At 45.4% G+C, this 12,784-nt stretch carries 13 protein-coding genes; 12 read left to right on the forward strand and 1 reads right to left on the reverse strand.

All coding sequences use genetic code 11. The annotated features are described in order from the left end of the window. Positions 1-33: 33 nt before the first annotated feature. Positions 34-1,143, reverse strand: coding sequence for a hypothetical protein (locus ACG3M1_RS03600; RefSeq protein ID WP_055200973.1), 1,110 nt, complete (start codon positions 1,141-1,143; stop codon positions 34-36). A gap of 745 nt (positions 1,144-1,888) precedes the next feature. Between ACG3M1_RS03600 and ACG3M1_RS03605 the strand changes: the two genes are divergently transcribed. The 12 genes from ACG3M1_RS03605 to ACG3M1_RS03660 all read left to right on the forward strand — a co-directional run bounded on the left by ACG3M1_RS03605 (position 1,889) and on the right by ACG3M1_RS03660 (position 12,775). Further along, positions 1,889-2,536 (forward strand): hypothetical protein, encoded by a 648-nt coding sequence (locus tag ACG3M1_RS03605; RefSeq protein ID WP_395814943.1) that lies wholly within the window; start codon positions 1,889-1,891, stop codon positions 2,534-2,536. 19 nt (positions 2,537-2,555) lie between these two features. Next, positions 2,556-3,086, forward strand: a complete 531-nt coding sequence (locus tag ACG3M1_RS03610) for a signal peptidase I (protein WP_008818530.1) — start codon at positions 2,556-2,558, stop codon at positions 3,084-3,086. A gap of 9 nt (positions 3,087-3,095) precedes the next feature. Continuing rightward, positions 3,096-4,073: a hypothetical protein gene (locus tag ACG3M1_RS03615; RefSeq protein ID WP_008818531.1), complete on the forward strand. Its 978-nt coding sequence runs from the start codon at positions 3,096-3,098 to the stop codon at positions 4,071-4,073. Beyond that, the gene (locus ACG3M1_RS03620; RefSeq protein WP_395814946.1) at positions 4,057-5,466 is read left to right on the forward strand and encodes a hypothetical protein; all 1,410 of its coding nucleotides are present in this window, start codon (positions 4,057-4,059) and stop codon (positions 5,464-5,466) included. The genes ACG3M1_RS03615 and ACG3M1_RS03620 overlap by 17 nt, the downstream gene beginning before the upstream one ends. A 14-nt stretch (positions 5,467-5,480) precedes the next feature. After that, positions 5,481-6,290, forward strand: a complete 810-nt coding sequence (locus ACG3M1_RS03625) for a hypothetical protein (RefSeq protein WP_008818533.1) — start codon at positions 5,481-5,483, stop codon at positions 6,288-6,290. A gap of 259 nt (positions 6,291-6,549) precedes the next feature. Then, positions 6,550-7,743, forward strand: a complete 1,194-nt coding sequence (locus ACG3M1_RS03630) for an ABC transporter substrate-binding protein (RefSeq protein WP_002607321.1) — start codon at positions 6,550-6,552, stop codon at positions 7,741-7,743. Between the two features lie 72 nt (positions 7,744-7,815). Continuing rightward, on the forward strand, positions 7,816-8,694 hold the full coding sequence (locus ACG3M1_RS03635) for a branched-chain amino acid ABC transporter permease (protein ID WP_002607322.1): 879 nt from the start codon (positions 7,816-7,818) through the stop codon (positions 8,692-8,694). Between the two features lie 4 nt (positions 8,695-8,698). Continuing rightward, positions 8,699-9,658 (forward strand): branched-chain amino acid ABC transporter permease, encoded by a 960-nt coding sequence (locus ACG3M1_RS03640; RefSeq protein ID WP_008818534.1) that lies wholly within the window; start codon positions 8,699-8,701, stop codon positions 9,656-9,658. Position 9,659: 1 nt separating this feature from the next. After that, entirely contained in the window at positions 9,660-10,436 is a 777-nt protein-coding gene (locus ACG3M1_RS03645; RefSeq protein WP_008818535.1) for an ABC transporter ATP-binding protein, read from the forward strand. A gap of 1 nt (position 10,437) precedes the next feature. Next, positions 10,438-11,142 carry an ABC transporter ATP-binding protein gene (locus ACG3M1_RS03650; protein WP_002607325.1) on the forward strand — a complete coding sequence of 235 codons (705 nt, stop codon included), beginning with the start codon at positions 10,438-10,440 and terminating at the stop codon, positions 11,140-11,142. Between the two features lie 4 nt (positions 11,143-11,146). Continuing rightward, positions 11,147-11,794, forward strand: a complete 648-nt coding sequence (locus tag ACG3M1_RS03655; protein WP_002607326.1) for a CBS and ACT domain-containing protein — start codon at positions 11,147-11,149, stop codon at positions 11,792-11,794. 63 nt (positions 11,795-11,857) lie between these two features. Next, positions 11,858-12,775 (forward strand): ABC transporter permease, encoded by a 918-nt coding sequence (locus ACG3M1_RS03660; protein WP_008818536.1) that lies wholly within the window; start codon positions 11,858-11,860, stop codon positions 12,773-12,775. Positions 12,776-12,784 lie beyond the last annotated feature (9 nt).

Consider the following 12,784-nt stretch of genomic DNA (forward strand, 5'->3'; position numbering starts at 1 on the left):
TACAACTCTTTTGATTAAGGTTAACGTTGCTTTTTAGGATAGTTGTAGAGACTGCAGAATGGTAGGTCGTATGTCTTCTTCAACATCCAGCATATTCATTGCATCCACTGCACTGACGTTGATTCTCTGCATCAGTTTTTTTACATGGAGTAGTGTTGCTTCCACTTTGCCTTCCGCTTTTCCTTCTTTTTTGCCTTCCGCTTTTCCCTGTAATAAGCCTTTTTTCAGTCCTTTTTCCATTCCTTGCTCCAATCCCTTTTCAATCCCTCTTTGTTCAATGAAATCGCTAAAGTTGCACATCGTCATGACCTCCTGATCTATCTCCTTCTCCATTAGTATACCATACGTCTTCTGTAATTGTTCCTTTTTATCCTCTACTGCGAGATTTTTTATAAACAAAATCTTTAACAGCTCTAAAAGCCTCTGCTTGTTCTCATCCTCCTGCTCTACCGCATTCGGAATATCCTGCGCTTTTCGTACGCCTTCCTTCTTCGGATACACCATGACTGCTGTGAGCAAATCATAGTCCTCCTTTGCGGCATGCCATATCTTTGTTTCACATGTTTCCTGTATCTTATAGGTGTTGATGACATCATTCTTTTGATTGTTATGACCGATACAGATCCAGATGGAACAGACCTTTCTGATCCTGCCATAATCCGAATGCTGAAATCCATCCTTGGGATGCTTCTGTCTTGCCATCAATCTGCTGCAATAATACAAAGCACGCTTGATCAGAGGATAACCGGGATCATCCTCTGCCTGGCTTTCCAGATTGATGATCATGCGAAGTCTCTTTTCCGCAGGTGTGCTCTTATCTGTTACCTTCTGCTTCATGGGTATTGTCGCCTCGAACTGAATGTCGTATTTGATCTGTGCACCCGGTATGGCTTCATCCGTGACCTCAACCTGATAATCATCGATACATTCACATTCTGCTGTGTTTATGGAAGACATTTCAATATAGGACGGTATGTCCTCCAGTGGAATATCTGCGTATTCCGGAATACAGCCCTTCATCACATAGGCGAGAATCTGCTTGTTTGATAATAGCTTTTTACAGTACATGTCATATTTCTTTTTATTATCATAGCAGCTAATCATAGCTGCTGCTTCTGTTTTCATTTTTGTTGTCATAATCATATCCTTTCTTTCTCCTATTGCTATCTGTACTTTAAGGATATGATCCGGTGGTGCTCTTGTTCTGCTATTGTTTTCATTAGCAAATAGAAGTATCTGCTGTTTCGTATCATACGCAGGAACGGATGCAACAAAAACAAGGCAGTCCTTACCGCCGACAAGCGGTATTTAGCTGCTGTAAGCTACTTAATAATTGTAAAGAATGTATGAACGTATAAGAAAAAACGCTTCTAGCAGGCGGTTGAGCTACTGAAAGGCCGGGGCTTTTGCGGATGAATTAGATGTGAATGGATTGTAGTATTTATATAGTTTCTCATAGACCGACCTCTCCTTTTTTTTGTATCTACAGTGTAGCATATAACTTGGCGAAAATACAGAAAAATCGAAAAACCAGAGTATGAAAAAGTAAAGGTACATAACCAATAGCATGAGGTATTATCAACCTCAAGTATTATCCATTTATGCTCCTTGTTATTTAATGACAGTACAGCTTCTGCAGAATACATCGCCTATCATTTGTTCAAGATGTATAAATTAAATACAATATCCTTGTTTGCTATTTCTGCATTAAAATAAAACCTTCATTTTATTTCAGAAAATTTCTATAAAATGTTAAGAAAACGCTTGCATTTATTTTTGTGTCCTAGTATTATATGGTATAGACCAAGTGGTATATACCATTTGTGATGAATGTGGCAATGACCATCACAGCACTGCTGCAGATTAGGAAGAGAGAGGAAAGAGACAAATGAAAAAAACGTTATTTATGGGTGCTTTAGCACTTACAATCGCTACATCCATGGTTGCGGGAACCATGGCCGTTTACACACATGCAGATACACTTGCCGGAACAACAAATGATACGGTAAGCGCGAAAAAGTTTTATATAAACTCTACAGCAAAAAATGATATAAATATAAAGCTGGCTCCGGGAAACGAAGAATTCTGGGATTTCCAGGTGACGAATCATAAGGATCATATCGTTACCGAGGTTCCGATGGATTTGAAGCTGAAGGTGGATTTGAAAAATGCAGCGGCACTGCCCGATCTTGTATGCACGTTATATCGCGTGGATGGTGATAAGGATGTCGCACTGGCAAGTGGAACAAGAGCAGATGGCAGCACAACGATTGAATTAGAGAAGCTCGGTGAATTTGCTCCGAATGTTGAAAAAGACAGCACCTATAAGCTTGGCTTCTATTGGAAGGATACGGCTGGAAGCAATGATGCGCTGGATACGGCAATCGGTAGTGATGGCGCTATTAAAGATGACGGACAGGCGAATCCGGGAGACACGCTATCCGGTATTTCTGTAACAGTGACCGGTACGCAGACCACGGATGCAGCAATCTTGCAGAGTATGAACCAGCCGGAATATAAGCCCGCAAATAAATAAGTAAGGAACATTCAGAAATATGAAGCAGGATGTGTATACCAGCGAAGCACAGCTGCAGGCAATGCTGGACGAACTGGAGCATGCACATGATCTCGACAGCAAGGCACATACGCGCATTGCCAGAAGAAAGCTGTTCAAGCTGATTGGTAATCTGGCAGGCGTGCTTATCATTGCCTTTCTGTTTATCACATGGCTGCAGGTGGAGGATGCAAGAAGCAGGGGAGAGGTACCGACCGTATGCGGTTATCAGATATATGAAGTGAAAACCGGCAGTATGGTACCGACTATCCCTGTAAAATCACTCATCCTCTCCCGCATTCCAAAGGACGCGGCAAAGCTTGCGGTCGGAGATATTGTCACCTTTCAGGATAACGGAGTAACTATAACACACCGTATTGTTGAGGTGATACAGGAAAAGGGAGCGATTGGATATCGTACCAAGGGCGATAATCCCGCTAATTCTGTAGACCCCAATATCCTCACACCGGATCGCATACAGGCCGTTTATGTGATGAAGCTACCCTTCCGGTTCACATCGGAAAGTGATTAGGTGATCGCTATGGAACAAGCGAAGAAACGCGCTCAGTGCGTACTGATGGAGCATGTCGGCTCCATGGAATATTATCAGAGTCCGCAGCAGGATCCAAAACAGGTGTTTTCGGATATCAACTTTGAGGCGCTGGAGGGCGAGGTGTGGGCCATCCTTGGCACCAGTGCGTTTGAAGTGCGACTGCTGCTGGAAATTATAGCAAATGCAAGACCCTACAAGGACGGACGCTGTGTACTTGCGCAAAAGGGCATGATGCGCAAAAAAAGAACCATCCTTCCACATGTATATTATATAGGAAGTACAAATATGCTGTTTACCAATATGAATGTACTGGAGTATCTGATGTATATCACAGCGCGTGAGCAGGGGGATGCGGCAGTCAGGCAGAAACGTATACTGGAGAAAATCATGGAACTGAACATGGGCTATGTCGCGTTATCCGTAATAGGAAATCTCACACCGTCTGAGCGATCTGTGGTCACGCTTCTTGTATCGCTGTTCACGGAAAGTAAACTGATTATCTGGAATCTGGCACGGTTGGAATACGATGAACGCAGTCTTCAGGCAATAGCCGCAATCTGTGAAGAAATCCGGAAACAGAAGCGAACACTGCTGTTTTCCACATTTGACTATCAGCTGATCGAACGCTGTGCAACGCATATCGCTCCTTTATATGATGGCAGGCTGCTCTATACGGGAACGGTAGAAGCCTTTGTGCAGACCTGGGATCACCTGAGTACGATTATACAGGATGCACATATTACAGCTATACGACATGCGATAGAAACGGCGCACAGCGACTATACGGTTCTGGAACGGGATCAAACGTTATATGTTTGGGATCAGGAACAGAAAACGGATACCTATCACAGCATCTGGAAACTGCTTACCGAGCATCAGCTGCATCCGGATAGTATCCGCCGCCATCCACTGTGTGTGGAAAATGCCTGGAAGGAAATAAGAAACCATCATGACTTACAACCATAATATAATTACAAAGGAACAGAAGCAGGCGTTTGTTGAAAGAAAAGAGAGCCGCAACAAGATTTTCTTTTACGGAATCATCGTAGCTCTTTTAACCTTTTCCCTGCATTTCATGCTGCAGACCCTGACGCGCAGCGTATTATCCACCGCTCTGCCGCAGCTGATGATGCCAAGCTACTTTTCCACACTCTCCCTGTATATTGTCATGGCCTTTATCTTATACACGGCCTACATGATTCGCTATTATGATTTTCTGACCTATGCGGAAATCTCACAAAATAAATGGTATACTCTGGCAAAAAACGGTTATGCGCCTCATCGCATGATTCTCGTCAAGCTGCTGATGCGGTTGTCCGAGGTGATTGCCTACTATACCATCGGTTTTTTGGCAACGCTGTTTCTGACCATGTTTCTGAAATATCCGTTTGTCGTATCATATATGCTTCCCTTATATATATGCGGACTGATTGATCTGATCTTTTTGTCCCTGATCACCATGAGCGCCTCTTTGTTCATCAGCCGTCAGAGGAATGCACGGTATGTGATTATCATCGGTGCGGTATGCATCTGGATGCTGCGACTGCAATGCGGTTATTATCATCTGATCAGTGATCGTATATGGATGAGTACACCCGGGAATTTATTTGATCTGTCGCAATGCTCCTACCTGTTGTACTTTATCATTATGATTATCCTCTGTGTTCTAGTGGTTGTCTTTCGGGCGAAGCGAATTGCCCAGTATACTAATTTTCCATTTTATGAACGGGATATGGATATGGGTGAGGATGTGAATATCGTTGTTCTTCAGGAGGACGGATATCGTGAGGTCGAGGAGCAGTATGTACGCAGACAGCGCAGAAAGGGAATGGATACACTGGTGAATCTGGCCATGGTTTTACTAATCACGGCCGGTGTTCTGATCAATGTGTTCGTGCTGTTTGTATCCTTATCCTCACCGGAGCGGGAAACCAACTTCTTCGGTGTGATACCGTTTGTCTTCCATACGGAATCCATGGAGCCGCAGATTATGTATAATGATTTGGCGTTCTTTGATGCAATCGACAAACAGGAGCCACTGCATGCCGGGCATAGTGTTCTGTACCATGAGGATGACGGTCCGCAGGTCGCAAGCATCAAGGCGGTAAAGGGAGAAAAGCTTTCCGTTGATATTTTGAAGTATACGGACGATGTGAAAAAAGGAGCCTATGAAAAAGTCATAGCACGCGATGCGGTCTATGGACGCTACAGCGGAAGAAGCCGATGGCTGGGGGCGATCATCCTGTTTGCCAATACTGTTTTAGGAAGGCTGATTCTATTGTTGATTCCGGCGTTTATGCTGTATTACTACAAACCGATTCTCGCCTATCTGAAAAAGAAAGGGTTTATTACAGAGTAAGGAGGAATGCAGGAATGAGAAATTATGCAATGCTTGCTGTTGTTCTGCTGTGCGCGATTGTGCTATCTTCCGTTTCGGATAGCGCCGCAGTCTATACGCATTCTCAATCCTACAGCGGTGAGCTTACCTTTCACCGAGAAATTACGATCGATGATTTCTTTCACTATGAAATGGTGGATACCGTGGCAGACAGCACTGCTGTCTATGACAAGGAACAGAAAAGCATTATCCTGCAAAATGAATCGGGAGCTTTTATACAGCATACCAAGCTACCCGCAAAGGGGGATTACATGGCCTCAGTGGAACTGACATCAATTATGCCGGATACCCTGCAATCCATCGCCTTTCAATTTGGCGGCTCTGCGAATGTGACCAGTGAAGGAGAGGAAGGCAGAACGAACTATACTGCAATGGGGAATATTTTGAAGTTTGAGGACAATGGGGATCTTGTGATTATCAATCAGGGATTTCAGAAAAATCTCAATCAACATGATCAGTATGTGGAGTATTCCAATCATCAGGTATATCATCGGATTCCAAAAGCCGAACTGCCTGCTTTGAATGGCCGTCCGGTTACGCTTCGGGTGTTTGTGAAATATAACAGAGATAATGAAAACTGCTCCATTTACATTGTGATCAACGATACTCTGCTAAATAAGGATGCTTTGATTCCGGCAGGCAGAGCAATGAATACCCAGTTTGCGGATCAGGTGGGCGCTAATCAGATCATCACAGGTGTATCCTCCTATGGCGCTGGTAAGCAGGTCACCTTTACAAAGCTGAAAATCGAACCTTGGGATGGAGAACGAAGCTCTGTTTATTAAAGCAGGGCTTTTTTTTAATCAAAAGCCATATCGGAATGCTGCCGGTATGGCTTTTACCCATTGAATAAGAAAAAACCTGACTATTACAAACTGCATTGCAAGAAAAACAGATGGAGTACTGTAATAAATTACATAATGTCATGAAAATGTGTGAAAAATTTGCAGAAAACACTTGAAAAAGAATCCGTGAGCGAATATAATAGAACTATCAATTTTAACGGTAATTGATATAAGGAAAATGAAAAGAGGAGAGAGGAACATGGGAAATTTTAAGAAATTTATGGCCATGGCAGCAGTCAGCTGTATGGCTTTGACAACGATGACAGCCTGTGGAAACAGCGGTGATGCAGGCTCCGGTGATGGAGATACAAACGAAATCAAAATCGGTTTAAACTATGAGCTGTCCGGGGAGACAGCAAACTATGGTACGCCGGAATACAACGGCTCCATGCTGGCCATCAAACAGGCAAATGCAAACAAGGACAACAAGTTCAGCTATAAGGCAATAAAAGGGGATAATAAATCACAGGCGGATGAATCCACAAACGTAGCTACCAAGCTGATTACATCCGATGGTGTAAAGGGGATTGTAGGACCGGCAACCTCCGGCGCTTCTGCGGCAACCTACCAGATTGCTACCGATAATAAGGTGCTGGTTGTTTCACCATCCGCAACTGCAACCAATGTGACGCTGCAGGACGGTAAGACGAAGGAAAGCGTGTATCCGTATGTATTCCGTGTCTGCTTCGAAGACCCTTATCAGGGAGCTGCCATGGCAGTTTATGCTAAGGATACCTTAAAGAAAACCAAGGCTGCTGTCATTTCCGACTCCAGCTCTGATTATGCAAAAGGTTTATCAAAAGCATTCCAAGATAAATTCAAGGAAAAAGGCGGAAACATCGTAACCGAGCTGAACTATCAGGCAAAGGATACCGATTTCAACGTACAGCTGACAAAAATCAAGGGAATGGACTTTGATGTGATCTATATCCCAGGCTATTATAATGAGGTAGGTCTGATTATCAAGCAGGCTCGTGAAATGGGAATTGATGTACCAATCGTCGGCGGTGACGGATTCGATTCTACCGACCTTGTGAAGCTGGCAGGAAACAAGAACCTGAACGATGTATTCTTTACAACAGCCTATACAACCGTGGATGCAAGTGATGCACTGACACAGTTTATTGCGGACTACAAGAAAGAATATAATGAAGATCCAAGCATGTTCTCCGCTCTGGCATATGATGCGACGAACGTCTTGATTCAATCCTTTGAAAAAGCAGGAAGTGCAGATACGGAAGCAGCACAGAAGGCTATGACTGAGCTTGATTTCAAGGGAGTAACCGGAGATTTCACATTTGATGAAACACATACACCGAAGAAGGCTGCACTTGTTGTTGAGCTGGTAGACGGCGAACAGAAAAATGCAGTTGAAGTTGATCCAAACAAATAGTAGAATACGATGAAGTATAGAATAGGGGAAAGATATTCTTTCTCCTATTTTCCAGTATAGAGGGGTGAAGTTATGACAGAATTTTTTCAACAGCTGGTAAACGGTCTTTCCATTGGCAGTATCTATGCTCTGATTGCATTGGGATATACGATGGTGTATGGTATTATCAAGCTGATCAACTTTGCGCATGGTGATATTTACATGCTTGGTGCCTATGTGGGATTCATCTCCATAGCACAGTTACATTTGGGCTTTTTTCCGGCACTGCTGCTGGCCATGGTGGTTTGCGGTGTGCTGGGTGTTATTATCGAACGCATTGCGTATAAACCACTGCGTAATGCTACACGAATTGCGGCATTGATTACGGCAATCGGTGTCAGCTATTTTCTGGAATATTCCACACAGAAGATCATGGGGCCGGGGGTTAAAACCTATCCGTCTGTATTGAGCAATCAAACCTTCCATGTGTTCGGCATCCAGATTCAGATGCAGCAGATTTACATTCTGGCGATCACCATCATTCTGATGCTTGCACTGCAGTTTATCGTACGCAAGACGAAAATCGGACGCTCCATGCGTGCTGTTTCCGTGGATGCGGATGCGGCAAAGCTGATGGGGATCAATGTGGACGCAACGATTTCCTATACCTTTGCCATCGGTTCCGCACTGGCCGGAGCCGGCGGTGTTCTGGTTGGTATGTATTACAATACGATCAACCCGCTGATGGGAATGGTTCCCGGTATCAAGGCGTTTGTCGCTGCGGTATTCGGCGGAATCGGTATCATTCCGGGTGCGATGTTCGGCGGCTTCTTCATCGGCATTGTAGAGGCGCTCGTCACAGCATACGGAAGCTCCTTATATAAGGATGCCGTTGTATATGCCATTTTGATTCTGATCCTCATCATCAAGCCGGCAGGACTGCTGGGCAAAAATGTGAAAGAGAAGGTGTAGGCGTATGAAACATATCTTTAGTAAGCTGAACCTTTGCTGGATTTTATTCACAACGGCATTGTTAACGATCATCACGCTGCTCATGCAGGGCGGTGTAATCAACTTCTATTATCAGAGTACCTTATATACCATTGGAATCAATATGATTCTGGCAATCTCCCTGAATCTGATCATCGGTGTGACCGGTCAGTTCTCTCTGGGACATGCCGGCTTTATGTGTATCGGTGCCTATGCGGCTGCCATCATTACCAAGGCAACACCGAATCTGGGCGGCTTTGCGCTTGCCGTTGTAATCGGCGGTGTGATCTCCGCGCTTGTCGCTCTGGTTGTTGCGATACCAACGCTGCGCTTGAAGGGGGACTATCTGGCGATTGCGACGCTTGGTTTTTCTGAAATCGTTCGTATCATCGTATTGAATATGACGATTACCAACGGAGCTGCCGGACTGTTCGGTATTCCGAAGCTGACGACCTGGCCGCTGCTGCTGTTCTGCCTGATCGTATCCCTGTTAATTGTACTGAACTTTTCACGCAGTGCACCCGGGCGTGCCTGTATTTCCATCCGTGAGGATGAAATAGCATCCGAGGCAATGGGAATCAATACGACAAAATATAAGACAATCGCCTTTGTGATCGGTGCTGTTCTGGCATCTCTGGCAGGTGCCTTGTATGCCTGCAACTTCTATGTTGTAAAGCCGGACCTGTTCACCTTCAATAAATCCGTGGACATCCTGATTCTGGTGGTGTTCGGCGGTATGGGAAGCTTTACCGGATCCATTGTTGCGGCGGTTGTTATCGGCTTTATCAATATGTATCTTCAGAATTTCGCAGATGTCCGTATGATTATTTACGGGGCAGCACTGGTACTGATCATGGTCTTTCGTCCGGAGGGCCTGTTTGGAACCAAGGAATTCACCTTCTCGGGTCTGCTGAGGCGGTTCTCGAAAAAGAAGGAGGTGCGTTAATATGGCATTGTTGAAGGTCAGCGGACTGACAAAGAACTTTGGTGGTCTTTGTGCGGTGTCCAATGTAAATATGGAAATCAATGAACAGGAGCTGATTGGACTGATTGGTCCAAACGGTGCCGGAAAGACGACGCTGTTCAACCTGCTTACCGGTGTTTATGAACCGAGTGAGGGGAAAATCGAGCTGAATGTCGATGGCGCGATGAAGGAAATCGGCGGTATGAAGCCGTATGCGGTAACGCGTATGGGGCTGGCGAGAACCTTCCAGAATATCCGTCTGTTTAAAAATCTGACAGCGCTGGATAATGTGAAAATCGCAATGCATAAGAATATTAAATACGGAACCCTGCAGGCAATCCTGCGTACACCAAACTATTATCGTGAGGAGGAACGTGTGGAGCAGCAGGCAGAGGAGCTGTTAAAGGTGGTTCATCTGTACGACAAGCGAAATGAGCTTGCCAGCAACCTTCCCTATGGGGAACAGCGCCGTCTGGAAATCGCCAGAGCGCTTGCCACAAAGCCGAAGGTATTGTTTCTGGATGAACCGGCAGCCGGTATGAATCCACAGGAAACAGCAGATCTGACCAGACTGATTCACCAGATCAAGGATGACTTCCATCTGACCGTGATCCTGATTGAGCATGATATGTCGCTGGTCATGACGATTTGTGAGCGAATTTATGTGCTGGATTATGGAAAATGCATTGCCAACGGCGTTCCGGAAGTGATTAAGAATGACAAGCGCGTCATCAAGGCGTACTTGGGGGAGGATATTTAAGATGCTGAAGGTAGAAAAATTAAATGTCCACTATGGCGTAATTCATGCATTGAAGGATGTATCCATGGAGGTTAAGGAAGGCGAAATCGTTTCGCTGATCGGTGCCAACGGCGCCGGTAAGACAACGCTGCTTCAAACCATCAGCGGCCTGCTGAAGAAGACGAGCGGAGAGGTTGTGTTCCTTGGAAAATCCATGAACAAGGTCAGTGCCAAAAATATCGTAAAGGAAGGTATCACACAGGTACCGGAGGGACGGCATATCTTCTCCGGTATGAGTGTATATGAAAATCTTCTGATGGGTGCCTATCTGCGTAAGGACAAGGACGGCATCAAAGCGGATCTGCAGGATATCTACCAGCGGTTTCCGATTCTGGAGAAGCGAAGCTCACAGGATGCTTCCACCTTATCCGGAGGAGAACAGCAGATGCTGGCGATGGGAAGGGCACTGATGGCCCGGCCGAAGATTCTGCTGCTGGATGAGCCGAGCATGGGGCTTGCGCCGATTCTGGTAAAGGAAATCTTCAATATCATCAAGGATATCAATGAAAAAGGGACAACCGTTCTGCTTGTTGAACAGAATGCAAAGATGGCATTGTCCATTGCGGATCGTGCCTATGTTATGGAAACCGGCAATATCGTCATGACGGGAACCGGTGCAGAACTGGTCAACAGTCCGGAAATTCAGAAAGCATACCTGGGAGGATAATACTATGTACGTAAAAAACAGAATGACAAAGCATCCGATCTGTATCGATGTGAACAGTAAAATCAGCGATGTTGTCGATATCATGAGTGAAAAGGAGCTGCACCGTATTCCGGTCATCAGCGGTAAAAAGCTGGTCGGACTGGTTACGGAGGGCATGATCTCCAAAAAGGGTGCCAGCAAGGCAACCAGTCTGAGTATTTATGAGCTGAATTACCTGCTTTCAAAGACAAGCGTGGACGCGATTATGATTCGCGATGTTATCACGATTCACGAGGACCGTTTTCTGGAGGATGCGGCACTGCTGATGTATAAGCATGATATCGGCTGTCTGCCGGTTGTCAATGATGCCAATGAGGTTGTCGGCATTCTGACCAGCAACGATGTTCTTTCTGCATTCCTGGATATTCTGGGCTATCGTACAAGCGGAAGCCGTGTCTGCATTGAAGTCAAGGACGAGCTGGGAACGATCGGTAAAATCTCGGAAATCTTTGTCCGCAATAACTGTAATATCACCCATCTGGGGGTATACTCTCAGCACAACGGCTTTGCGGATATGATCATCCGTATTGATACCTTCCAGACAGACGCGTTGGCAAGTGATCTGGAAGCAAATGGATACAAGGTGTTAAGTATTACCAAAAATCCGAATTAACACAGCGGGATATAGTCATCGGGAGTATCCTTCTATTATAGAATGAGAAAAGGGGTTGTTTGAATGCCAAAGTATATCATCAAACGTGTGCTGATCGGATTTGTGACACTGTTTGTATTAGCCAGCGTTACATTTTTTCTGATGAAGGCAACGCCGGGATCACCATTTTCCCTGGCGAAGTATAAGACACCGGAGGCACTGGCTGCCGCAGAGGCAAAGTATAATCTGGATAAGCCGCTGGTGGAGCAGTATGTGATCTACCTGAAGGGGGTCGCACAGGGGAATCTCGGAGAAAGTATGATCAATACCGGACGCAGCGTTTCCTATTATATTAAAACCGGCTTTCCGGTAACCGCACGTCTGGGGCTGATTGCCTTTGTCCTGGCACTGGTGGGAGGAATCGCACTGGGAACCGGGGCAGCGTTATCACGGCATAAGTGGGTGAACAACCTGTGTATGTTTGTGGCAACGATCGGTGTCAGCGTACCGTCGTTTCTGATTGCGATGATCATGCTGATCGTATTTGGGGTACAGCTGCATATTTTGCCGTTTATCGGCTTGAACAGCCCGCTGAATTACATCATGCCGGCGCTTTCACTTGCGTTTTATCCAATCGCTATGATAGCCAGACTGACCCGTTCCAGTATGCTGGAGGTTATGAATCAGGACTATATCATTCTGGCTCGCTCCAAAGGTACGCCGTATAAGAAGGTTGTCATCAAGCATGCTTTGAAGAATGCCATGCTGCCGGTGGTGACCTATGCAGGTCCGATGTTCGCCTTCATGCTGACGGGAAGCTTCGTCATCGAGAGTGTTTTCTCGATACCGGGTATCGGCAGTGCATTTGTATCCTGTATTACAACACGAGATTATCCGATTATCATGGGGCTGACGATATTCCTTGGTTTTCTTGTCATCACCTTTAATCTGATTACAGATATCCTGTCCGCCATTATTGATCCGCGGATCAAGCTGGATTAGGAGGTGAAG

It is taken from the genome of Clostridium sp. 10cd*, assembly GCF_044336395.1.
Lineage (GTDB): Bacteria > Bacillota_I > Bacilli_A > Erysipelotrichales > Erysipelotrichaceae > Clostridium_AQ > Clostridium_AQ innocuum.